Annotated in this window: 15 protein-coding genes and 6 pseudogenes; 11 read left to right on the top strand and 10 right to left on the bottom strand. The window is 67.0% G+C overall.

The window, feature by feature from the left end; translation table 11 throughout:
* Positions 1-764: 764 nt before the first annotated feature.
* From AB0P41_RS31625 to AB0P41_RS31640, 4 genes and pseudogenes are all read right to left on the bottom strand, one after another.
* On the bottom strand, positions 765-1331 hold the full coding sequence (locus tag AB0P41_RS31625) for a GNAT family N-acetyltransferase (protein ID WP_356714387.1): 567 nt from the start codon (positions 1329-1331) through the stop codon (positions 765-767).
* Positions 1332-1405: 74 nt separating this feature from the next.
* Positions 1406-1971, bottom strand: a pseudogene (locus tag AB0P41_RS31630) (MerR family transcriptional regulator).
* Between the two features lie 169 nt (positions 1972-2140).
* Positions 2141-2822: pseudogene (locus AB0P41_RS31635) on the bottom strand (M15 family metallopeptidase).
* 11 nt (positions 2823-2833) lie between these two features.
* Positions 2834-3286: pseudogene (locus tag AB0P41_RS31640) on the bottom strand (GNAT family N-acetyltransferase); the annotation flags it as partial.
* 226 nt (positions 3287-3512) lie between these two features.
* Here AB0P41_RS31640 and AB0P41_RS31645 point away from each other — a divergent pair.
* Positions 3513-4196 (top strand): maleylpyruvate isomerase N-terminal domain-containing protein, encoded by a 684-nt coding sequence (locus AB0P41_RS31645; protein WP_356714386.1) that lies wholly within the window; start codon positions 3513-3515, stop codon positions 4194-4196.
* Positions 4197-4392: 196 nt separating this feature from the next.
* Here the strand turns inward: AB0P41_RS31645 and AB0P41_RS31650 are convergent.
* A pseudogene (locus AB0P41_RS31650) lies at positions 4393-5028 on the bottom strand (transposase).
* A gap of 289 nt (positions 5029-5317) precedes the next feature.
* On the opposite strand from AB0P41_RS31650, the gene AB0P41_RS31655 reads away from it, so the two are divergent.
* The gene (locus tag AB0P41_RS31655; RefSeq protein WP_356714385.1) at positions 5318-6520 is read left to right on the top strand and encodes a cytochrome P450; all 1203 of its coding nucleotides are present in this window, start codon (positions 5318-5320) and stop codon (positions 6518-6520) included.
* Positions 6521-6529: 9 nt separating this feature from the next.
* Positions 6530-7072, top strand: a pseudogene (locus tag AB0P41_RS31660) (transposase); the annotation flags it as partial.
* Between the two features lie 698 nt (positions 7073-7770).
* On the opposite strand, the gene AB0P41_RS31665 reads toward AB0P41_RS31660, so the two are convergent.
* From AB0P41_RS31665 to AB0P41_RS31675, 3 genes and pseudogenes are all read right to left on the bottom strand, one after another.
* Positions 7771-8097 (bottom strand): hypothetical protein, encoded by a 327-nt coding sequence (locus tag AB0P41_RS31665; RefSeq protein ID WP_356714384.1) that lies wholly within the window; start codon positions 8095-8097, stop codon positions 7771-7773.
* A gap of 52 nt (positions 8098-8149) precedes the next feature.
* Positions 8150-8251, bottom strand: a pseudogene (locus tag AB0P41_RS31670) (IS5/IS1182 family transposase); the annotation flags it as partial.
* Positions 8252-8414: 163 nt separating this feature from the next.
* Complete coding sequence (locus AB0P41_RS31675) at positions 8415-9029, bottom strand: TetR/AcrR family transcriptional regulator (RefSeq protein WP_356714383.1); 615 nt, start codon at positions 9027-9029, stop codon at positions 8415-8417.
* Between the two features lie 612 nt (positions 9030-9641).
* On the opposite strand from AB0P41_RS31675, the gene AB0P41_RS31680 reads away from it, so the two are divergent.
* Positions 9642-10532, top strand: coding sequence for a transposase family protein (locus tag AB0P41_RS31680; RefSeq protein ID WP_356714381.1), 891 nt, complete (start codon positions 9642-9644; stop codon positions 10530-10532).
* A 346-nt stretch (positions 10533-10878) separates the two neighbouring features.
* Here AB0P41_RS31680 and AB0P41_RS31685 read toward each other — a convergent pair whose 3' ends face one another.
* Together AB0P41_RS31685 and AB0P41_RS31690 are read right to left on the bottom strand one after the other, a co-directional pair.
* Positions 10879-13017 carry an acetate--CoA ligase family protein gene (locus AB0P41_RS31685; protein WP_356714380.1) on the bottom strand — a complete coding sequence of 713 codons (2139 nt, stop codon included), beginning with the start codon at positions 13015-13017 and terminating at the stop codon, positions 10879-10881.
* A 678-nt stretch (positions 13018-13695) separates the two neighbouring features.
* On the bottom strand, positions 13696-14019 hold the full coding sequence (locus AB0P41_RS31690) for a hypothetical protein (RefSeq protein ID WP_356714379.1): 324 nt from the start codon (positions 14017-14019) through the stop codon (positions 13696-13698).
* Positions 14020-14537: 518 nt separating this feature from the next.
* Here AB0P41_RS31690 and AB0P41_RS31695 point away from each other — a divergent pair.
* The 7 genes from AB0P41_RS31695 to AB0P41_RS31725 all read left to right on the top strand — a co-directional run bounded on the left by AB0P41_RS31695 (position 14538) and on the right by AB0P41_RS31725 (position 21911).
* Entirely contained in the window at positions 14538-15989 is a 1452-nt protein-coding gene (locus AB0P41_RS31695; RefSeq protein WP_356714378.1) for an SLC13 family permease, read from the top strand.
* 1025 nt (positions 15990-17014) lie between these two features.
* A complete protein-coding gene (locus AB0P41_RS31700; protein WP_365935574.1) occupies positions 17015-18178 on the top strand; it encodes an acyl-CoA dehydrogenase family protein in 1164 nt (387 codons plus the stop codon).
* Positions 18179-18228: 50 nt separating this feature from the next.
* Entirely contained in the window at positions 18229-19344 is a 1116-nt protein-coding gene (locus tag AB0P41_RS31705) for a lipid-transfer protein (RefSeq protein WP_356714376.1), read from the top strand.
* A 10-nt stretch (positions 19345-19354) separates the two neighbouring features.
* Positions 19355-19756: a zinc ribbon domain-containing protein gene (locus AB0P41_RS31710; RefSeq protein WP_365935576.1), complete on the top strand. Its 402-nt coding sequence runs from the start codon at positions 19355-19357 to the stop codon at positions 19754-19756.
* Positions 19756-20250: a MaoC family dehydratase N-terminal domain-containing protein gene (locus tag AB0P41_RS31715; protein ID WP_356714374.1), complete on the top strand. Its 495-nt coding sequence runs from the start codon at positions 19756-19758 to the stop codon at positions 20248-20250. Before AB0P41_RS31710 ends, AB0P41_RS31715 begins: the two co-directional genes overlap by 1 nt.
* Positions 20247-20648: a hypothetical protein gene (locus AB0P41_RS31720; protein ID WP_356714373.1), complete on the top strand. Its 402-nt coding sequence runs from the start codon at positions 20247-20249 to the stop codon at positions 20646-20648. The genes AB0P41_RS31715 and AB0P41_RS31720 overlap by 4 nt, the downstream gene beginning before the upstream one ends.
* Positions 20649-20789: 141 nt before the next feature.
* Positions 20790-21911 (top strand): nitronate monooxygenase, encoded by a 1122-nt coding sequence (locus tag AB0P41_RS31725; protein WP_356714372.1) that lies wholly within the window; start codon positions 20790-20792, stop codon positions 21909-21911.
* Positions 21912-22952: the final 1041 nt, after the last annotated feature.

Consider the following 22952-nt stretch of genomic DNA (forward strand, 5'->3'; position numbering starts at 1 on the left):
GCGTCGACGAAGCCCTCTCCCTCAACCCGGACATCGTCTCCACCGCCTGCCCGTTCTGCCTCGTCATGCTGACCGACTCGGTCAACGGCAAGAAGAACGACGGCCAGGCGAAGGAATCCATCCAGGTCGTCGACGTGTCCCAGCTGCTCCTGGAGTCGGTGAAGACATCGGTCTGAGAACCGGGACGGCCCGACCCTCCGCACGAAGAGATCAAGCGAGGACTGCGCCATGCTCTGAGACGCCGAAGCCGGGATCGCTGTCGCAGACCTCGTGGAGAGCGAGAGAGACCGCGTCCAACTGATCGTTTCAGAATGGGTTGATTCGCAGGTCTTGCACTCGGTGATCTTGATCGGCAGGGTGTCCGGCGTGCGTGCTGACCTTGTTCCTGACGACCTGGGGGAGCGGATGGCCCCACTGCTGCCACCTGCTTACGAACGGAGCCGGTGCGGAGGTCTCCTCGCCGTACAGACGGTGGCCTCCGTTGCTGCGTTCCGGCTCGGTCAACAGGCCACACCGCGCGTAGTAGCACTACGGCTGGATGTTCACCCCGCCCTTGGAACCCCAGCGGCAACCGCTCCACAGAAGCCGGATGGATTCCGCCATTCGGTAGGACCGGCTCGCCCTCCCCACAGATGAATACAGTGCTCGGCGGGAAAGCCGCTGGTCCGTGCTGGGGCGCGCTCCGAACGCGGCCACTTTGTCGAACGTCCCGAGCCCCTCTCGGCGTGAGCAGCCTCAGCCGATCCGCAGAAGCCGGGAGGATCTCAGGCAATCGCGCGCCGTATGTGCAGGTGGCCATCGCGAGGGAAGGAGGGCGGTGCGGCGGGCAAAATGGTGTCGAAGTCATAGCGGCTCTTCTGTGCAACCCGGCACGATGCTGGGTTGTCCACCTGGTGCAGGAGTTCGAGACGCTCCAGCCCGTCGGCTTCGAAGGTGTCGAAGGCCCAGTTGGTGAGTGCCTCCAGAGCGCGGGAGGCCACCCTCCGCCCGCGAGCGTGCGCCGCGGTCCAGTAGCCCACTTCGGCCGCCGGTTTGCCGGAGGTGACCCCCTTGAGGACCACGTTGCCCACCAACTGTTCGCGAACTGAACCGGGTTGTGCTTCAAGGACGGCGAAGCCGAACCGGTCCCCCGTTGCCCAGCCCAGCTGCTGAGCCTGTACCCAGAGTGTCCCGTCGGCATCGGTGTCCACGACAGAGCTCACCCACCGGCGCAGTGCCCGATCCCGGCTCACCTCGACCAATGCGGCGACGTCCTCCATGCGCCAGGGGCGAAGAACGAGAGCGGGAAAGACCGGCGACGCGGCCACCAGAAGTACGACCGGGACACTCATCAGCCGATCATGTGTGGCGGCGTTCTCACCCGACGCCGGCCGCGTCCGTCCCATGCCGCCTTGTGACCGTCCCGTCATTGCTGTGTCCGGGCGCGCAGAGCCTGGACAGACCAGTCGAACACTGGAGCCAGACTCTCCGGGGTCGGCCAGCCGTTGACCACTGCGAGCAGCTGGAGGTATCGCTCCCTGCGGGGGTCGTTCACGCTCTCCAGCCGAGTCGCCAGCCGGTGGCGAAGCCCGATGTCGTCGCGGCCGAGGAGGTGCGCGTAGTACGCCGTGAACTGCGCGACGATGGGATCGGCCTGGGGGAGGCCGGGTCGATGCCGGCGGCCAGGGCCGTACCGGCCTGGTCACGGACGGCTGCGGCAATGTCGCGGCGCGGGGCCGTCACGTCGCTTCGGGGCTGCTCGGCCGCATGGTCCTGACCTTGCGGATCGTGGGGAGGTCCAGTCCCAGCTCGCGCAGGGTACGCACGAGGGTCCAGGCGTGCGACGGCGTCGATGCCGTAGAGGCGGTAGCCGGCCGGGCTGCGGTCGGTCGGCGCTACGATTCCGCGATCGGAGTAGAACCGAATGGTCTTGACCGTGAGACCGGTCCGTCGAGCCAGCTCGCCGATCGAGTAGAGCGTGTCGCCGTTCATGTCCCCACCTTTGTGTCTCCCCCTACGGGAGACTCAAGTCCTTCGCCTGTCGGCAGGCAACCACTCCTCATTCACGAGTCTTGACAATTCCTCTTGCCGGACCGGGGCGGGCGGCTCGCCGCCGGTGTGCTGCCCGGGCCGGAACAGGAGGTCTGGCCGGTCAGCTGGGCTAGCCGAGTTCCTTGGGGTCGTAGAGGGCCTCGGTCTTTCCTGTGAGCAGGGCCCAGTAGCGGTCCCCGAAGGACCTCCTACGCTTGAACACAAGAACTTGACTGGGAACACCACTCCGTGGGGTAGTTGGCCAGTCCCGCGGCCGTGAGGACGGTGCCCAGCAGCTTCCGGTTGGCGCGGGCCTTCTCGCTGATGTTCGGGGCGTGGGTGTAGCAGGCGCCGGCGCTCTCCTCCGGGTCCGCGTTCATGCGCGTGCCCAGGTCCAGCTCGTGCCCGTCGGCATCGGCGAGGGTGAGGTCGACGGCCGCGCCGGCGCTGTGCGGAGCGATGTCGGGCGGTGACACGTACCTGCTCGCCGCCGAGTGGAGCTCATAGGAGGACCAGCCAGGGTGGGCGGCCCGCAGTCGGCCGGCGTACTCCTCGAAGTACTCCCGCTGGAGGGAAGGCGGCCGGTAGCCCTCGACGAACAGCAGCCGCAAGCCTGCCGGAAGCATCGTCTGCGCGGTAAGCAGCCGTTCCAGCACGCCTTCCCGCAGGTGGGCGAGGGCGTCCGCCGGGTCCTGTTTGCGGGTGGCGACGAGCAGACGGCCGCCGACACGGACGTCCACGAGGCGTTCGCCGGACTCGACCACGGGTATGGCGACGACCTTCGGATCCGACATCAGCGCGATCCCGGTCATGGCGGCTCCCCTCATCCGGCCGGCGTGGCCGGGGGCCGCACGCCGAACCACTGTTCGGCGCCGTACTCCTCGACCCGCTCGACCTCGGTGAAGCCCAGCTTCGCCGCGAGGCGCATCGCCCGGTCGTCTGCGCTCTGGGTGGAGAGCACCACGGGTTCGCCAGGACACGTGCTGGTGCACCAGTCGAGTGGCGCCGCGCACGCCTCGAAGGCGTAACCATGTCCCCACGCCTAGGGCAGGAACAGGTAACCGAGCTCGGCGTCCCCGGCCTCGGGGCGGACGTGCCCCCGGCGCTCGGCACCGCGGGGATCGAGTGTGATCATGCCGATCATCGTTCCGTCGCGTTCGACCACGAAACAGCCGGGACGTCGGTCCGGCACTTCGGGCATCGCGCGATCGAGTTCGTCGCGGGGCCGGGCGCCGCCGATGTAGGTGCCCACCTCGGGCGAGGCGAACAACTCGACGGCCAGACGAAGGTTCCGGATTCGGTCATGACTGGGGAACCTATCGCACGCCCCGTGAAAGCGATCGGCGCAACAGCCTGGCTGCTGGCCGGCGATCTTTTTCCTGCGGTCTGCAACCGGCACCGCTTCGACACGCGTGTCGATGATCTGAGAAGTGCGTGCGGAGCCGAACCGGCGGGACGGCGAAGCGAGCGTGGGACAGTGAACGGACGGAAGGCGACACGGCGTGGGTCACGACCAGGTTCTCGAAGCGTTTCAGCTCGAATGCGGAGCTCTCGGCGACGCCGTGGCCGGACTGTCCGAGGGTGAGTGGGACCTCTCGACGCGCTGCACTCCCTGGACCGTGCGCGACCTGCTCGGGCACGTATGCGTGGTGATCGACTGGCTTCCGGCCATGCTGGACGCGCCGGAACCAGGCGAGGCGGAGATCTCCGCAGTGGAGTACTACCGCCCCGACGACCGCTTCTCGGCGCAGACGAACGGGAAGCGGATCGCCTTGGCTCAGGACCGTGCGGCACGGCCGGCACACGGTGCCGCCTTCGCCGAGGACTTCGCCGCGACCTGGCGGCGGGTCGACCGGTTGTGCCGGGCCCAACCAGACGGCCGGACCGTGCGGACCCGCCACGGCGACGCCATGCTCCTGTCGGAGTTCCTCCTCACCCGCGTCGTGGAAGTCGCCGTCCACGGCCTCGACCTGGCCGACGCACTCGGACGCGAAGCCTGGCTCACCCCCGCAGCCGGTGACGCCGTGACGGAGCTGCTCCTGGGCGCGGAGCACGCCGCGGCGGCCGACAAGCTGGAGTGGAGCCCTCCCCACTTCCTGCGCAAGGCCACCGGCCGGGAGTCGCTGGACGCAGCGGAGGCCGCACAGGTCGAACGGCTCGGCATCCGCTGGCTCGCCCTGGGCTGATCTGGCGTGCACAAACCGGTCTGGGTCGAAGACCGCGCCGAGGTAGTGGTGGCCGGTCATGTGGCACCACGCGGGCAGGTCGAGCGGGGCGGCCGGGACCGCGCTCGGCGCGGCGCGGTCGACTACTCGCGCAGGCTCACCCGCGGCCTCGCGCTCCACGGCGTAGCTGATCGTCTCAGGATGAGGTCCGCAGGCATCATATGGGGCTGCAAGCCAGTTCGAGCAGACCCTGATGGAGATCGGCGCGTCGCTCGTAGCGGATGTGGAGCCGTTTGGACTGGTGCAGCCAGGCGAAGGTGCGCTCGACCACCCAGCGCACCTTGCCCAGTCCGGAACCGTGAGCGACCCCGCGCCGCGCGATCAGCGGCCGGATGCCCCGCTTCCACAGCATGCGGCGGTACTTGTCGAAGTCGTAGCCCCGGTCCGCATACAAGCGCCGGGGGGAGCCGGGGCGGGCACGGTCGACGGGCGAGGGGCCGACGTGAGCCCCCTTTGACGGCCCGGACGTGTGATCCGTCCACGGAGCAGTCGTCCATGCCCAACAGGTTGGCGCGGCGCAGTTCGGTCAGCAGGGCGGCGTGCAGGCGGGGCCGGACGCCGGCCTCGGTCCGGTCCCGCAGCCGGCGCCAGGCCGTCACACCGGAACAGCTCACGGTCTCCGCGGGGACATCGCGCCACGCGACACCGGTCCGCAGCACGTACATGACGCCGGCGAGGCCGCTCGGTCGGGAATCCGCAGTCGCCCCGGGTGGCGGTGGCGCCGTTCAGGGGCGGGTGGCAGCAGCGGGGCCACCCGCTCCCACAGGTGATCAGGAACAAGATCAGCACGCACGCCGGACACCCTGCCGACCAAGATCATCGAGCGCTAGAACGTGTGGCACGAGGCTGCGATATGGGTATTTCTCCTGTAGGGGGTGTTGCGGGCTGAGGCGTGGGTGGAAACGTTCACCTGGCTGGGGCGATATCCCTCATCGAGGGCCCTGCCGCGGGCCCGGACGGGAGGCGCTTCCTGTGTGCCGCCCCAGGAGGCCTCCTCTGCGATCGAGCCACCACACCGACGGATTTCAACTATCTGTGTCAAACATCTAGTCGTCACACTTGACCGCCCCTAGCATCCGGGCATGACCGATGAAGAGAAGCACGATAGTCAGAGCCGTGCCGCCGACTGGGCCCCTTCGGAACTCCGGGGAGGTCGTTCGGTCCAGCGACTCGCCGCGTATCAGCGCCTGCACGATCAGTGCCCGGTCGCCTGGACCGACGACCACGGCGGCTACTGGTCACTGACCCGGTACGCCGACGTCCGGGAGGCGGCCCGCAAGCCCGCCACGTACGCCTCCGGGGCACCGATCATCCAGTGGCCCGACTTCGCCGACCAGATCCCCATCTCGCTCAATCCGCCTGAGCACGCCAAGTACCGGCGTATGCTGAACCGTTACGTCGCCAAAGATGCCATGGACCGCTTGGAGCCGACGCTACGGGGATACGCCGTCGAGCACCTCGAACCTCTGCTCCAGACAGGCGAAGGCGACATCATCACCGGCTTCTGCCAGCCCTTCCCGGCACGGGCCCTCGCCGCTCTGCTGAACCTGCCTGACTCCGCCTACACCGAGCTGGTCGAGCAGTTCGCCGGCTTCGAACGCATGGGCTGGGCCCCGGAGAAGGTCAACGCCGTGATCGAGCAGGTCTTCGCAGCGCACATCACTCACGTCATCGCAGAACGGCGGGCCCGGCCTCTGGATCCCGAGACCGACCTGCTGAGCGGCGTCCTGGCAGCAGAGGTCGACGGTGAGCCGCTGAGCGACGACACAGTGCTCCAGATCGGTGTCCAGCTGTTCGTGGCGGGACACGCGACCACCGCGGACGCGCTCGCCACGTCGATATACCGACTGGCGACCAACCCGGACATCCAGGTGGCCCTGCGCCAGACCCCGGAGAAAATCCCGAGCGCGGTCGAGGAGTTCCTCCGCATCGAGACCCCACTGCAGTCGATCGCCCGCACGGTCACGGAAGACGTCGAACTGCACGGCCGCACGATCGCTGCAGGCGACAAGGTCGACCTCCACTACGGTGCGGCCAACCGTGACCCCGAGGCATTCGAGCACCCGAGCGCCTGCATCATCGACAGGCAGCGCAACGACCATATGGCGTTCGGCTTCGGCATTCACAAGTGCCTCGGAGCTCCTTTGGCCCGTCTGGAGATGCGAGTGGCGCTGGAAGAACTTCTGGCCCGGACCACGGAGATCGCCCTCGCGGGGCCGGGTACGGAAACCGCCGGCCGCCTGCGCGGGTGGACAAACCTGCCGCTCCGGGTCACGACGAGCTGAAACGCCGACGAAGGCCGCGATGCCGAGTCGAGTGCCTGCGTCCTCAATGCCCAGAGCGTCAAGACCTCGGCCAATGTGCCTGCGGCCAGCCAGGGCATCGACGCGGGCAAGAAAATTGCACGCCACAAACGCCACATCGGCGTCGACACCGCCGGCTCGCTACTGGCAGTACTGGTCACCGCCGCCAGCGTCTCCGACAACGTCGGTGGTATCCATCTGCTCTCGAAGATCGCCGAAGGCCACCCCAGCGTCACGAAGGCGTGGGTCGACACCGGCTACGGCACCAAGGCCATCGACCACGGTGCCACCCTCGGCATCGACGTCGAAGTAACCCGCCGCGACCCTGCCCAGAATGGCTTCAAGGTGATTCCGCGGCGCTGGGTTGTCGAGCGGACCTTCGACTAACTCATGCACCACCACCACCACCACCGCCTCGCCCGCGACTACGAGAGCCACCCCCACCGCTCCGAAGTCATGATCAAGGTCGCGACGATCAACCTCATGAGCCGCAGACTCACCCGCGAATCGACCCTGAACTGGCGCGACGCATGACCACCGCGCACGGCTTCAACACGAGTTCGTCGGCCCCTGCCGCAGTACCTTGAATCGCTGATTCACCAGATCAACACACTCATGCAGACCCGGCGTCGGCAGACCGACACGCTCACGCATCACAGCGATGGCCTGCACGTTCCGCCCGCCCGAGACTAGGCAGTCCACCTCCGCCCGCACCTCGACCGAGAGCCGGTCCCACAGAGCATTCCCCATACCGCATTGAACCCGACGGGCCGCACTCGAGAGCGACCGCGTCTCCCTCGAACCGGCTCCTTACCAAACAGCCGGCTACGGCGCCTTCCCCCCCCCCGTAGCCTCAACGGCACGGGGGGACCCCCACCGTTGTCGGAACGCTCGAATGCATCCAGTATTCGGGCGTCCCTCCGCCTTGCGATGCACCGCATCTGATGCCGCGCGCTGAACCATCAGGTATTAGAGGGGCAGCCCATAGTGAAACGGGTGGAGGACGTTGATTTCCGGAACATGATCATCGCCTCTGGGTTTTCGGCAAGGGCTTCAACCGTTTCTACGCAGTGCCTTGCCCTGGCCGGGGCGTGATGTCAGTCCCTTGGGACGGACCCTGCCGGCGTGTGAGGATCCGTCTGTGGGGAGTGCGATGTGCGCGGACTGCTGATCTGGCGGTTGCCGGTGCTGCCGACGGCCTGCGAAGAAGGGGTTTGGTCTTGTTCGTGGTGTCATGAACAAGACGCTGTGCGGGTCCAGTAAGTCGGCACGTCGCAGTCTGACCATAGGATTTCCGAGAAGCGGCGCGTGTCATTGATGACCGCGTGCCCCAGGCGATGAGCGGCGAGGGTGGCGCGGGTCAGTGCTCGCCCGGAGGCCATGAAAACTTCCAGTTCGGAGTCGATTCTCGGGTGAGCCTGCGGCTCCTCAAGGTTCGCTCCACGACTCAGCAGCCACCTTGAATCCCAAATGTACGGGTCGCGGCGGGTGACTTCGACGTCAATTCCGAGGCAGGCGCCGTGATCGATTACATTGGTGCAGTAGTCGGTGTCGGCCACGCTTTGGATGCTGCGAAAGCAGGTGGATGCCCTCGATATTGTCGGAGGCGCTGGCGGCGGTGACGAGCACGGCCAGGAGAAGGCCGAGTGTGTCAACGCCGATGTGACGTTTGCGGCCCGCGGTCTTCTTGCCCGCGTATATGTCCTGGCCGGCTGCGGACACCTTGGCTGAGGCCTAGATGCTCTGGCGTCGAGGATGCAGAGCTCGGCCTTCAGGGCCAGCCGTCGCAGGAGTCCATCGAGCTGGTCGACTACGCCGTCCCTCTGACGGCGAACTACCCGTCATCTTGTCACCCGGCGCAAGCGTCAGGGTTTCGTCAGGCGCTCGGGGGACGCAGGCGCTGCATGAGTTGCTCGAGGAACTCCTGCTGGCCTTCCCTGAACTCCGGATCGTCAGACTCCAGGCCGGTGACGAGGGAAGCGATGTGAGGCGTCATATGAGGGAAGCTGATGATCGCTGTGATGGCGAGATGCAGGAAGCGTGCGTCGATATCCGGGTCGATCTCTCCGTCGACTTGCCCCTTGCGGATATGGTCGACCCTTTTCTTGTAGTGGCTCTGGCGTTCGTCCCGACGTGCGATTCCGCCCTGATCGAAACTTTCCACTGCTTCCCACAGCCAGTACCGGTACAAGCGATTTCGGATTCTTGAGAAGCTTGCCGCGCACAAGCGTTGGATTGACTTCACGTATGATTCGTCGGATTCGTAGTGGGTCTCCTCGAGTGCGCGGATAGTGACATGCTCCATAACTTTGGAATGCAAAACACGTTTGCTCTCGAAGTAATAATAAATAAGTTGCTTATTGACGTTGGAGCGGCGTGCAATCTCGTCGATGCGAGCCCCCGCAAACCCCTTTTTTTCGAACTCTTCTGCAGCAACCGCCAAGATCCTGTCGCGGCGAGGCCCGATCGGGTCATCCTCAGAATTTTTCATGTAAGACTCTCCATTATGGTTGGTCACCCCTGTGGTGTGTGTTCCTAAGGGATTTGATACTTGGGTATTACCCTCATTTTCTGAATGGTACGTTGAGGGCCTTCCTTGTGAGGTGTGGTTGCGGCTGCAAGTGGCGTTGCGTAGGAGGGAGGTGCTCTGCAATCGAAAGTAACCTATCAGTTGAGAGAAGCCGACCGTAATGGCTATCCCGCTCTTTCGTGAGTCCGGCGGTAGGGGGCTCCCCAGCGGTGGTGGTGGCTCCGCAAGACAGGCCGTTCGGAGAGCCGCATGCGCCCGAGTGAGCCGCGCGGGTGGGGAGCTGTGTCCGACCCGTTTGGCCATGAACGGCGCACCCAAGGCGGTTCCACATCGGGAGAAGAGGTGTATCTCTGTCCACGCACCGCTCCCGACCTCTCGTGGCTCACGGAGCGTTTCGGAGTGGCCACCGATGGAGTGACGGCTGAGTCGAAGGACGAGAGGTGTCTCCGAGGGCCGGGTCACCGACGTGGCCGAGAAGGGACAGGAGGCGCCGCCGGCGTCTAACGAGCTCGTGCACGGTTAGCGGCGGGACTCGACCTCTGAATTGTCGATCATGGTCGTGTGGTGGGGAACGTGACGCGCACAGCGATCATCAGCGACCCAAGGATCACGGGTCTGTCGGCCGTGGTGATCGCTGAACTCGTTGCCGAGGTGGGACCGTTGTGGCATGAGCGACACCAGGCCAGGCTTGCGTCCCGGCCGCGGGAGCGTGCGGTAACCGCTGGTGCGAAGCACCGCATGGTCTTCATCGACCGGCTCCTTGCCACGCTCGTGCACTTTCGTCACGAGGTCACGCATGTTGTGCTGGCCTGCTGGTTCGGCGTGGACCGCTCGACTCTCACCCGGGCCGTCGGCGAGGCAAGGCCCCTGCTCGCCGAGCGAGGACGCACCATCAGCGCCGACGTGCGGCTGCGAACCCTGGCAGAGGTCGTCGACCACCTCGGCGAGACCGGGAAGACCGGCATCATCGACGGCACCGAAATCCGAGTTCGCCGCCCGGCCGTCGACCGCAAGGACCGGGACAAGTTCATCGCCGGCAAGAACAAACAGAACGCTGTGAAGGCCATGGTGTTCACCGACGGGGACGGGCGGCTGCTGTTCTGCAACCCGACCAAGCCCGGAAGCTGCGCGGACATCACCCATGCCCGCGAGTCAGGGCTGGACAAGCTCCTGGCTGACGGTCCAGCGGTCGAGATCCTTGCCGACGTCGGCTATCAAGGCCTCGGCGCCCAGTCCGGCGGACGCGTCGTGACGCCCCCGCACCGCAAATGCAAGAAGAATGCCCCGGGCTGGTACGAGGAGATGCACGAGCGCCGGCGCAAGGCCCACTCCTCACGCCGCATCCGGGTCGAGCACACCTTCGCCCGGATGAAGAACTGGAATCCTCCGCGACTGCCGCCAGAAGGGGCGACGGCCTCCACCACGCCGTCCAAGCCGTCGCCACAATGCTCAGCCTCGCCATGACAGACTGAACCACCAGGTCAAACAGCCAAAAAGCACTATTACCTGCCCATACCCACCCTTCCGCAACAACCTTTACGAGCTCGTGCACGGTTAGGGGTCGGGCGGTGCGCAGGTCGTGGGCATGCTCGCGCCCCGGATCCTCGACACAGCCGCGAACGACGAAGAGAGCGAGACCGCGGAGGATTTCGCCCTGCTCGCCATGGCATCGCGGGCGGCTTCGAGGAATGAGCACACCCGAAGAGCACTGGAGCACTACATCGAAATCCTTCTCTTCTCATCCATGGGAGCGGATCTTTCGGCCCACCAACACTGCCGGACTGGCCATCGACCGGCACAGGCCCGCACGTCAGCGCAGGACGATGAGGGCGTCGACGGCCGTAGCGCCCGACGCACGCAGCAGAACGGGATTGATGTCCACCTCCGCGATCTCATCGCGCAGATCGGCGATCAGCCACGAAAGCCGCTCCGCGGCCGCCGCGGCAGCGGCCGTGTCGACGGCCGGGCGCCCGCGGACGCCGCGTAGCAGCGCTGCCCCCTGGAGGGAGCCGAGAAGGTGCTCGACGTGCGCTCTGTCGGACGGGGCCGACGCGATCCGGGTGTCGGCCAGCACCTCGACGAAGATGCCGCCGAGCCCGACCACGACGACCGGGCCGAAGGCAGGGTCCACCCGCGCGCCCAGCATCAGCTCGACGTCGCCGCTGGCCATCTGCTGGATGAGAACCCGTGGCTGGGGCTCGCCGTGCCGGCGGCCCAACTCCAGGATTTCTTCGGCCGCCTGGCCGACGTCTTCAGGAGTGGTGAGGCTCAGGCGTACGCCTCCCACATCGCTTTTGTGGGTGATCGTGTTGCTGAGCAACTTGACCGCCACACGGCCGCCCAGCGACGCGGCCGCAGCCGCTGCGTCGGCGGCGGATGTGGCGATGGCCGACGGCGAGGTCGGAATCCCGTAGGCATCCACGAGAGCGGTGGCCTCCGCCTCGTCGAGCGTGCGGCGTCCGTCGGCGCGGACCGCTGCGATGACGGCCCGGGCGGCCTGCTCGTCGATGCCGATGGGCCGCTCGGGACGAGGGAGCCGGCGGCGCAGGGCGTGGTCGGCGAGAGCGCCCAGAGCGGCCACCGCTCGGGTCGGGTCGGTGAAGCAGGGAATTCCGAGCTCACGCAGGCGGCGGCGCGGCTCGCCGGTGCCTCCGGTCCACGAGAACACGATGGGCCGGTCCGTCGTCCTGTACAGCTCGGAGACGGCCTCGATGACGGGATCCGCGAAGCCGTCCGCGTTGCCGAGCACGATGACGATCATGTCGGTGCCGGGGTACTCGATCGCTGTCGCGAGCGCGGTCCGCAGCAGGCTGGGATCGGTGATCATCGAGCCGGTCAGGTCGACCGGGTTCCGCGGCGAGGCGAACGCCGGGATCCGGGAGGCCAGCTTCTCCTGCCACTCCGGCTCCCACGGCGCCACATCGAGGCCGAAGTCGCTCGCTGTGTCGGCGGCCATGACGGCGCCGCCGCCGGACATCGACAGGACGGTCAGTCGACGGCCGCGCGGCTTCCGACGGGCGTCGAAAACCTGCGCGGCGTCCTGCAGCTGTTCCTGGTTGTGCACGCGGATCACCCCCACCTCGCGCATCAGCTGATCGAAGACCTTGTCGTCGCCGGTCATGGACGCGGTATGGGAGGAGGCGGCCCGGGCGCCCGCCTCGGACCGGCCGCTCTTGACCGCCAGGATCGCCTTGTCGCCGCGATGGGCGTCCCGGGCGACCTCGAGGAGGTTTTCGCCGCGGGAGATGCCTTCGAAGTAGGCGAGCAGCGTGTGGATCTGCTCGTCCTTGACAAGGCCGGAGAGGATCTCGCCGACGGTGACGTCCAGTTCGTTACCTGTGTTGAAGTAGTGCGACATGCCGATGGCCGAAGCCTGCAGGTCGCCCAGGATGAACGTCCCGAACGCGCCGGACTGGCTCACGAAGGCCACACCGCCGGGGCGGAGCGGGTTGTCGGCCTCGAACACGGAGGCGAACGTCGGCACCGCCGCGTCACGTACCCCGATCATGCCGAGGCAGTTCGGACCGATCATCCGGAGGTCGCTGCCGGCGACGAGTCGCACCAGCTCCTGCTCCAGGGCCGCGCCGTTGGCGCTTGCCTCGGCGAAGCCCGACGCGGTGATCAGCGCGAATCGGACGCCCTTCTCCACGCAGCCGCGGATGGCATCGAGCACGAGGCCGGCAGGGGAGACGATGACCGCGACGTCGACGTCGTCTGTGATGTCCCGGACGTCGGGGTAAGACGGCAGTCCTTGAACGATCTCGCGAGTGGGGTTCACCGGGTAGATGCGTCCGGCGTACCCGAACTTTTTCATGTACGCGATCGGCCGGCCCGAGAGCTTCTTCGGGTTGTCGGACGCCCCGATCACGGCGATCGACTTCGGTGCGAGCAGTGGGCTGAAGTCGGTTTCGACCCGCCCCTGGGGCGATGCGGCATCCGGCGCGGTCATGCTGTTGTCCTCCATGCGCTCCCGCGTCGTGCGCCTGCTAAGCACGATGCGTCGTTCAGTAGACTGACTGGTCCAAGAAACTCTTGAATATCGCTTCTGTCAAGCGGTCCGGTGCGTGGGCGCACTACTCGATGAGGCTCGAGCCGGGCAGTCGGCTTACGGCGCACAGATCGATCGGTCCCAGCAGCGAAGGTCTGACCAGGCGGTGTCACGGTCATCGTCGCAAGTGTCCACGCGGCGTCGGCCAACTGCTCTTCGGCCGGAGCGATTCGGCCATTCCCTGCCGAGCCGACCCGGCGGCGCGGCGGGACGCGCCTCGAGCCGCTGAAGGGGGCAGCTGGGCGGGCCCGCTCCCGATACGGTGCGGTATGTGAACTCCCTCCACCCGTAGAACCTCACCTGCCGGTGCTCCGCTTCGCGCAGGGCGACCGCCTTCCGGCGACACCCTCATATTTCGTGCGGACGCCAGGCCATCTCGCGGACCGGACGTGAGGTCGAAGGTGGACCGCAGCTCCCCGCACCTGCGTGAAGAACTGCCTGATGGAGCCGGTGTCCGCGCACGGCCGGTCGGGCGGCGCGTTGCCTGACCCGGTAAAGCCACCGCCCCGGGGAGGTTTTGGCGTCTACGTGCCCCAGCGGCGCAAGGCCATTGACAAAGCGAACAGGGTCCGTTCACATTTAGCGCCAATGTACCGGTCGGTCAGCGAAACGCTCCGATAGATCAGGCCAGGGCTTCACGGGTGCCGAGTCGGTGAGGCCCGGGGGAGAAACGGACATGAGTATTAGTGATGTGGTCAAAGACCTTGATGCCGAGACCGTCGCCTTCGCGAGGTCCTCGGCAACGATCACCGGGACGTCGCCGACTTCGACAGGGACGGGCTCGATCACGTCGTGGTGCACGGTCGCACCACTGCCTGCTCCCTTCACAGCGTCCGGCGTCGCCTTGACGTCGTCGGCTGACTCAGGCCCGAGGAACGGGCCGTGGATCGATGCAGTGGGCATGTCCCACCTTGCCGGCATGGCTGGGTAGTCGGGCCGCGCACAGCGCCCGGACGCTGTTTGCCCACGTCTCCGAGGGCGTTGCGCCCATCTCGACCCTGGGCTACTTGTCCGTCCGCGAGCCTGGCTTCGCGAGCGTGGGACAGAGTAATGCCACCTGGGCGGGGGTTGGCAGGCACTGCTCGCCCCTCTGTCCTGCGGTCACCCAGGCGCCCGGTAGGCGCCGAGGGCGATATGGGCACCACGATCCCCAACCGCTACATCACCGAAATCATCGGTGGCCTGGGAGTCCGGCCTCGATGTCCATGGTGGAGACCGCCTCCGCCCACATGATCGTCCTCGTCCACGTACGCCGCTGACGGATTCCGGATCGCCTCGATCGGCCCATGTCTCGGGCAGGCCCGGTCCCGCAGAAAGTTCCGAAATCTCGGCAAGGCCGTGGGCGGTGGTGCCGAACGCTTCGCGCTTCTCTGAACGAGCTCCATTTTTTGCTGGCATTTTGCCGAGAAAAGGAACCTCACATGTCCCCAGAGCTATGGTCGATTTTCGCAGCGATCGGCGTTTTCGTCATCGGCACCACGATGAACGTGAACCTCGGCCTTCTTGGTGCTGCGGCCGCGTTCATCCTCGGCATCACGGTCGCTGACCTCCCCCCGGAAGAGCTGACCGCGCTCTTCCCGGGGGACATGTTCCTCCTCGTGGTCTCTCTGATGTTCCTCCTCGCCATCGTCCGGCTGAATGGCACTGTCGACTGGTTCGTCGGGCTGGCGATTGCCGGAGTCAGGGGCCGGGTCGCCCTCATCCCTTGGTTGCTGTTCGTCCTGGCCGCGGTGATGACTTCCATGGGGCCGGCTGCGCTGCCGCTTCTTGCGGGCATGGGGGCAGTCTTCGTGAAGAGGTACCACATAAGCCCTCTGCTGTCCGGGATCATGATCGTTCACGGAACGCAAGCCGGCGGGCTCTCGCCCGTGACGCCGTACTCCGCCATCGTGAGGGGGATCGTCGAGAAAGCGGGATACAACTACGACGCCTGGGAGCTGTTCGGTACTGCCTTCCTCTGTAACACGGTCATCGCTGCAGTCGGGTTCTATCTGGTCGGCGGAAAGGAACTCCTGAAGCGGCGGCACACGGACGAGGGTCACCCTGCCGATCAGCCGGCGGCAGCCGAAGGCGAGGACGGTGCAGGTGTGATGCACACGGGTGAGTCGGCCGACACGTCGACGTCCGGCGGAAGTGTTCGTGGTGGGGTCGGCGACGCGCCACTCAGCACGTCTTCCCGAAGTGCCACGCTTGCCGCGCCGACGACGACGCCTTCTTCTTCGACAGTCGAGATGCGGACTCGGAACGGAAACCTGAAGCCGACTCCGAGCCATCTGATCTCACTGGCCGGGATCGTCGTTTTCATTTCCTGCGTGGGATTCTTCAAGACGGACCTCGCGATGACCGCACTCTTCATCGCGATTCCGCTGGCTCTCATGAACCCCTCGAAGATGCGGTCCGACGCCCTGGACAGGGTCTCGTGGTCGGCGGTGACGCTCATCTGCGGAATGCTGCTGTTCGTTGCGGTGCTGGAGGCCATGGGCACCATGACTTACATTGCCGACGCTCTGCAATCCGTCGGGTCCGGATTGGTGGCACTCCTGCTGGTCTGCTACCTGGGCGCCATCATCTCGACCTTCGCATCCTCGATCGGAACACTTGCGATAGCAATCCCCATCGGAATGGCCGTACTGGAACCTTTGGGTCTGAGTGGCATTCAGGCCACGCTCATCGCGGCGGCCATCGCGATCAGTGCGACGGTCGTGGACATCAGCCCGTTCTCCTTCTACGGTGCCGTGATCCTCGGCGCCGCGGAACCGGCGCATCAGCCGAAGTACCAGAAGTCCCTGATGAAGTATGCTGGAGTAATGGTTGTCCTGGCTCCGGCAGCTGTATGGGCCGCCATTGCTCTTCCCGTGTGGCTGCTCAGGTAGTACAAAGGCATTTCTGCCTTCAAAGTATGTCCGCATTCTGTGGAGAAGCGCATTCCCCAGCAAGTGGGTGCGCTCCCTCGCGGGGTAGCGCAGCTGAGTGGCAAGTTCGCTGGAGCAAACGCGTCAACGCCGCTGCGTACAGCCCTCGTTCGTCTCCGGAATGGTGAGCTTTCCGAGCGCCCACGGCACCGATCGCGTAGTTGGTGTGTGAACACGACAAACGGGCAGCCGTCGGTGGTGTCGGGGTCCATCGCGGTGTGTGCGGTGTCGGCCGGGCGCATCTTGCCTACGCCTTCGAGTTGGAGGTCGTGGCGGTCGCTCCACCATCGGTGTGCGGACGCTCCGGGGGCGGACTTTTTTGGAACGGTGGCGGCGGTGCGCCGACCGTGGTGCTGCACAGCCTCCCGGCGCTCGGCGCGGGCGAGGCCGTGCAGTTGGGCGAAATCGCAGACGGCGACCCGGCGCACGCCGGTGCATGCTGTGCCACCGCTGACGACCGCGACCGTTTCCGCCGGAGCGCCGCTCCCGTTCGTGATGCCTCCTGGAGGTGGAGCGGGTTCGGAGCCGTACCTGATCCGCGTGGGTCCTTCACCGTCATGCTGCACGACTGTCCGCCGTCGCCGGGCGAAGTCGCAGCCGATCGTCCCATGGACTGGGGCGGTCGGTGCCGAAGCGCAGAACCGACGTGCTTCCGGCAGGTTGCGCCGACCCGCTTGACAAGGGCCACGGTTATGGAGTTCTTTGGACCGACCGGTTCACTAAACTCTGAGGAGGGCGGATGCGAGTTCCGCACCGGGCCTGCGCCGCCTACCCAGGCCGGTGCCCGGGCCGGGATCGCGCAGACTGCGGGCCGCGCGTCCGCGTCTCGGTACGCCGGCATGGTCGGCCCGATCGCCTCCGGCCGGCCGGGCCCGAGCTGTCTGCTCACCGTCCCACGCGTTGTCGGGCGCGGTTGCGACCTTTCCGAACCGGCCGACGGCGTTCACGGCAACTCAAGATCCTGCTCTCGTCCGAGGAGAACTGACATGGACTTCGACCTGAGCGAGGATGCTCTCGCCGTCAAGAAGCTGGCCCGCGACTTCGCGGCCAAGGAGATCGCCCCGTATGCGGCGGGGTGGTCCGAACTCGAGGAATTTCCCGCACCGGTCTTCCAGAAGCTCGGCAGCCTCGGTCTGATGGGCATGCTCGTCGAGGAGGAGTACGGCGGCATCGACGTCGGCCTGGTCGCCTACGTGGCCGCCATGGAGGAGATCGGCCGTGCCGACCAGTCGGTGGCATCCTCCTGGAACGCGCACTCGACCATCGCCACGCTGCCCCTGGCCAAGTTCGGCACGCACGAGCAGAAGGAGCACTGGCTGCGGCCTCTCGCCGAGGGTACGCACATCGGTGCCTTCGGCCTGACCGAGCCCGGCGCCGGTTCGGACGCCGCCTCGATCCGCACGCGTGCGGAGCGCCGGGACGGTGGATGGGTGCTCAACGGCAACAAGATCTTCATCACCAACGCGGGCACCGAGATCAGCCTCGGCGTCAGCGTGCTGGCGGTCACCGGGGAGAACGCGGACGGCTCCAAGCGCTACGGAGTGATCTTCGTGCCCAAGGGCACCGAGGGCTTCGAGGTCGGCCAGCCGATGCGCAAGATCGGCTGGCATGCCATGGACACCCGCGAGCTGATCTTCGACGACTGCTGGGTCTCGGACGAGCACCTCATCGGTGATGAAGGAGCAGGCCTCCGCCAGTTCCTCTCCGTCCTCGACCCCGGACGGATCAGCGTCGCGGCCCTCTCCCTCTCCCTCGCCGCAGCCTCCCTCGAACTCGCTCTCGCGTACGTCGTCGAGCGCGAGCAGTTCGGCCGGCGGATCGCCGACTTCCAGGCGACACACCACCGCCTGGCGGAGATGGCCACACAGGTGGAGACGGCGCGACTGCTGGTCTACCGGGCCGCATGGCTCGCGGACAGGGGCAGGGACTTCTCGATGGCCGCCGCGATGGCCAAGCTGCACGCATCCGAGGTGGCGAACAAGGTCGCCAGTGCGAGCCTGCAGCTGCACGGCGGTTACGGCTTCATGCGGGAGACCCCGATCTCGCGGTTCTACAGCGACGCCAAGATCCTTGAGATCGGCGAGGGCACCAACGAGATCCAGAAGAACGTCATCGCGCGCAAGCTGCTGCGCGGAACGACGGAGAGGTAGGCGCCACGATGGCATCCGGATCAGGCAAGGCTTGCGTCGTCGGGATCGGTATGACCGAGCTTTCCCGCAACAGCGGCCGCAGTATCACCCGTCTCGCGCTGGAGGCGCTGACCGCCGCCGCCGACGACGCGGGAATCGCCCCGTCGCTGATCGACGGTTTCGTCCCGTACCCCGACTCGGTGACGGCCGAGGACGTCATCCCGGTCCTCGGCAGCGCGGATGTGCGCTTCACCGCCGTGTCGCACATGGGCGGCGCCAGCAGTCTGGCGGGGCTCCGGCTGGCGACTCTCGCCGTCGAGAGCGGTCAGGCGGACTACGTCGCGGTCTTCGTGGCACGCAACGGCAGCTCGGCCACCCGCATCGACCAGCGGGTCCGCCAGCTCACCGGCCAGGCGTACCGCCGCGAGCTCGAGTACCCGCACGGTATGAACACCCCCGCACAGTGGTACGCCCTCGCCTGCCGCCGCCACATGCACGAGTTCGGCACGACGCGGGAGGCACTCGGCACCGTCGCCCTGACCATGCGGGACAACGCCCAGCGGAATCCGGGCGCCCAGATGTACGGCCGGAAGCTCTCGATGGACGACTACCTGAGTGCTCCGGTGATCGCCGACCCCTATCTCAAGTACGACTGCTGCCTCGAGACGGACGGCGCCGCGGCCGTGATCATCGCTCGCGAGGACCGGATGGCGGACTGCCGCGCACCGGCCGTGCGGATCGAGGGGATCGCCGAGGGACACCCGGACTCGGCGGACGACATCGCCGGACGGTGGGACATCTTCGACACCGGCCTGACCAAGGCGGCACCCCGGGCGTTCGGACAGGCAGGCATCACGCCGGCGGACGTGGATCTCGCCTATATCTACGACTGCTTCACCTTCGAGGTCATCCAGCAGATCGAGGAGGCGGGCTTCTGCGGTCGTGGCGAGGGCGGCGATTTCGTACTCCACGGGAACATCGGCTCGGGCGGGAGCCTGCCGGTCAACACCCACGGCGGTCTGCTGTCCGAAGGTCACCTGACCGGTATGAACCACCTGGTGGAGTGCGTACGCCAGCTCCGTCACCAGGCGCCGGACGAGCGTCAGGTCGCCGATGCCCGCGTGGCCGCCCTGACCGGCTGGGGCGACATGGGCGACGGCGCGCTCGCCGTACTGACGAAGGCCTGAGGAGGAGCCGATGACACAGAGCGAAGACTTGAAGGGCTACCGGGACGGGCTCGCCGAGGGCGAACTGCGCGGCCAGTACTGCACGCCCTGCGGCCGGTACCAGTGGCCGCCGCGGCCGGCGTGCGCCGACTGCCGCTCCTTCGAGGTCGACTGGGTGCGCCTGCCGCCCACCGCCTCGCTCTACACCTGGACTGTAGTGGCACGCACGAAGCTGCCCGGCTTCGAGGACAAGGTGCCGTACGCCGTCGGCGTGCTGGAGTACACCGACGCCCGGATCCGCCTCGTGGGCCACCTCGACGCGGAACCGGACGGTCTCCGCGTCGGCGACGAGTTCGCGTGGTCCGTCGAGCCCTCACCTGACGGCAGCCCACAGCCCAGGTGGCGACCGGCCGGCAAGGGAAAGGTGGCGTGATGGATTCCTTGCTCACCGACGAGGCACGCACCTGGCTGGGGCGTGAACAGACGTTCCCGCTCTATCAGGTCACGCGGATGCAGATCGCCCAGTACGCCCACACGGTCGGCATCACCGACCCGGTCCACTTCGACCTGGAGGCCGCTCGCAAGGCCGGCCACGCAGATGTGGTCGCACCCCTGGGCTTCCATCTCGTCATCCGGCACTCCGTCCCGAACCTGATCCCGCTCCAGGAGCTGGCCGAGGACGGCGGCAGCGAGGACATGACCCCTCCCGTGGCCGCCCAGCGGCGGATGGCGGGGGAGTCGTCCACCGCGTTCCACCAGCCGATCCTCGCCGGTGACGAGATCCGGCTCACCAAGCGGATCGGCTCGATGGAGGAGAAGAGCGGACGCTCGGGGCCGCTGGTCTTCGTGGGCTACGACCTCGAGTACCGCCGAGAGGCTACGGGCGATCTGGTGGTCAGCGAGCGCTACGTGAGGATCCTTCGATGAGTGATGTGACCGTCGCAACGGGCGATCTCCTGCCTTCCTTCGAGGTCACCCCCGACACCGTCCAGCTGTTCTGCTATTCGGCGATCACCTGGAACCCACACCGCATCCACTACGACGCGCCCTACGCGCGCGAGGTCGAGGGCTACTCCGACGTTCTCGTCCAGGGGCCGCTCATGGGCAGCTGGCTGATGCGGCTGTGCGCGGACTGGGTGGCGCCCTGGGGCCGGGTCGACACGATGACCTACCGCACGACGACATCGGTCATGCCGGGCATCCGTCTTCTCGTCGGGGGCGTCGTCGTCACCGGCGGCGCCACGCCGGAGGCCGAGATCTGGGTCGAACTGCCCGACGGCACCAAGGCCACCCACGGCCGCGTGACGGCGGCCGCCCGGCGGTGAGGCGGCACGGGTCCGAGGCGTCATCCGCATGCTCCAGCCCCCCTGACTCCGGCGCTCCCACAACACACTCCCACCGACTTCTTCCGGGATCGCGACCTGCTCGACCCCGGCTTCCATGCGATTGGTTTGTGAGGAACAAACATGCGTACTGCCATCACTGAAATGTTCGGCGTCGAGTTGCCGATTTTCGCCTTCAGTCACTGCCGCGACGTCGTCGCCGCGGTGACGAACGCCGGCGGAGTCGGTGTCTTCGGCGGAACGCGCTTCTCCCCGGAGGAACTCGAGAAGGAGCTCACCTGGATCGATGAGCAGGTGGGCGACAAGCCGTACGGCGTGGACCTGCTCATGCCCTTCAAGCAGTCGGGCCTGGAGCACTCCCCTGACGAGCTGCGCGCCCTCATTCCGGACACGCACGTGGAGTTCGTCGACGAGATGCTGCACCGGTACGAGGTGCTCGCCGACGACTCGTCCGGCTACGACGTCGCCGACTGGCGCGGCTCCGCCACGCGGCCCGAGAACGTCGCAGCCCTCATCGACGTCGCCCTGCAGCACCCGATCCGGCTCCTCGTCAGCGCGCTCGGCCCGCCGGCGCCCGAGGTGATGGCGCGCTGCAAGGAGCGGGACATCATCGTGGGAGCCCTCGCAGGGACCGTGCGGCACGCACGCCGGAACATCGAGGCCGGTGCCGACTTCATCGTTGCCACGGGGTACGAGGCCGGGGGTCACACCGGTGAAGTCGGCACGATGGTGCTGACCGCCGAGGTCGCCGCCGCGGTCGCTCCCGTACCGGTCCTCTCGGCCGGCGGCATCGCCACGGGCCGGCAGGTCGTGGCCGCGCTCGCCCTCGGCGCCGCCGGTGTCTGGACGGGATCCGTGTGGCTGCAGACCGCCGAGAGCGAGGTGGACGAGACGGTCAAGGCCAAGATGGCGCAGGCGTCTTCCTCCGACACGCTCCGGTCCAAGACCCGAACCGGTAAGCCGGCACGCCAGCTCCGCAGCGCCTGGCACAACGAGTGGGACGCTCACCCGGAGGTCCAGCCCTTGCAGATGCCCTTCCAGGGGATGATCAGCGAGAACGCCTTCGAGCAGATCTCCCGGGCAGCCGATGCGGGGAACGAGCGTGCGAAGGAGCTGGACTCCTACTACGTCGGCCAGGCCGTCGGCCTGATGCCCGGTACGCGCCGGGTCGCCGACGTCATCCACGGGATGCTCGCCGACATGGTGGACGCGTACGAAGCGGTGGGGGAGTCCGTCAGCGGCTGAGCCCGCTGCCCCGCAGCAACCTGCGGCACAAAGAAAGGCGTCACCGCGAGGGCCGACCGCGGTGGCGCCTTCCTCGTCCCGTCCGACGACCCGACGACCCGACGACCCGAGGGGCATCGGGCCGGTACCGGCTCAGGTGCTGACCGCGTGACAGCTGCCGCGGTGCGGCGTTTGGCGGTGCACGCAACAAACAGATTGCTCTGTCCAGGGGGCCAGGTAAAGAGACGGCATCGGTCGTCTGCCCCTCCTTGAGGGCTGGGGATGCGGCGCCGATCAGTCCGCTCAGTTCCTCCTCATTGTCGTGCCGACGTACTCGGCGCGCGCTTTGCGGAGTTCAGCGAGGAGCCCTCGGGCGCCGTGCGGGCGCGTGGTGCCCGCCGGACCAGCTCTGAGCCGAAGAGGCGCAGCCAAGGGCCTCCCCGGCCGCTGAGGGCGAGCATGGCCTTGCCGAGCGACGGGCAGCTCGCGGGCATGCGGCCGCCCCACGACGGTCGGCACGCGGGCGGAGCCCAGCCCGAAGATCTTCTCCGGACAGACGACTTCGGAGTGGCCCAGGACGCCGGATGCGGCTCAGGCGTCGATGAGGTGACGGTATGAGGCGGTCGGCCTGAGACGCGGCGCGTACGCGTCAGCGCCCTGTGGGCCGGCGCCCCCGCCCGGGTGCGGGTGAGCGCGGGTGGTGGTGCCCGCCCGGGTGCTTCCCCGCGACCGTTTCCCGCCTGTCGGGGCAGCTTGTCATCTGCCGTCCATGGGCGTGCTGTTGGCTGCTGCCCTCGCCCCGCATGCCGCCGTCATTCACTCCGCCGACCATATTGACGAATTACCAACTAGATGGTTGGTTGAAAGAGTGATCCGCGCAACACCAACGCCTGTGTTGCCCAGCGGCATAACAGGGTTCGCGCCGAACGAACCGAGGAATCGGCGTGGATGCCTGCAAGGAAGGCTGTTCGCTCCGATACGGGCAGACAGCGGCGGACGCGTGCTCCGGCCGGAGCCGTCCGGGAATGGTGAAACCAGCTATGAGTCGGTACGCGAGGAGTC

The organism is Streptomyces sp. NPDC079167, assembly GCF_040686735.1.
Lineage (GTDB): Bacteria > Actinomycetota > Actinomycetes > Streptomycetales > Streptomycetaceae > Streptomyces.

Bases quoted from the DNA above. Each gene is read 5' to 3' on its own strand.
- AB0P41_RS31625 (WP_356714387.1), bottom strand. From the start codon at position 1,331: ATGAGTGTCCCGGTCGTACTTCTGGTGGCCGCGTCGCCGGTCTTTCCC.
- AB0P41_RS31715 (WP_356714374.1), top strand. From the start codon at position 19,756: ATGGATTCCTTGCTCACCGACGAGGCACGCACCTGGCTGGGGCGTGAA.
- AB0P41_RS31700 (WP_365935574.1), top strand. From the start codon at position 17,015: ATGGACTTCGACCTGAGCGAGGATGCTCTCGCCGTCAAGAAGCTGGCC.
- AB0P41_RS31655 (WP_356714385.1), top strand. From the start codon at position 5,318: ATGACCGATGAAGAGAAGCACGATAGTCAGAGCCGTGCCGCCGACTGG.
- AB0P41_RS31705 (WP_356714376.1), top strand. From the start codon at position 18,229: ATGACCGAGCTTTCCCGCAACAGCGGCCGCAGTATCACCCGTCTCGCG.
- AB0P41_RS31685 (WP_356714380.1), bottom strand. From the start codon at position 13,017: ATGACCGCGCCGGATGCCGCATCGCCCCAGGGGCGGGTCGAAACCGAC.
- AB0P41_RS31690 (WP_356714379.1), bottom strand. From the start codon at position 14,019: ATGCCCACTGCATCGATCCACGGCCCGTTCCTCGGGCCTGAGTCAGCC.
- AB0P41_RS31725 (WP_356714372.1), top strand. From the start codon at position 20,790: ATGCGTACTGCCATCACTGAAATGTTCGGCGTCGAGTTGCCGATTTTC.
- AB0P41_RS31675 (WP_356714383.1), bottom strand. From the start codon at position 9,029: ATGAAAAATTCTGAGGATGACCCGATCGGGCCTCGCCGCGACAGGATC.
- AB0P41_RS31695 (WP_356714378.1), top strand. From the start codon at position 14,538: ATGTCCCCAGAGCTATGGTCGATTTTCGCAGCGATCGGCGTTTTCGTC.
- AB0P41_RS31710 (WP_365935576.1), top strand. From the start codon at position 19,355: ATGACACAGAGCGAAGACTTGAAGGGCTACCGGGACGGGCTCGCCGAG.
- AB0P41_RS31720 (WP_356714373.1), top strand. From the start codon at position 20,247: ATGAGTGATGTGACCGTCGCAACGGGCGATCTCCTGCCTTCCTTCGAG.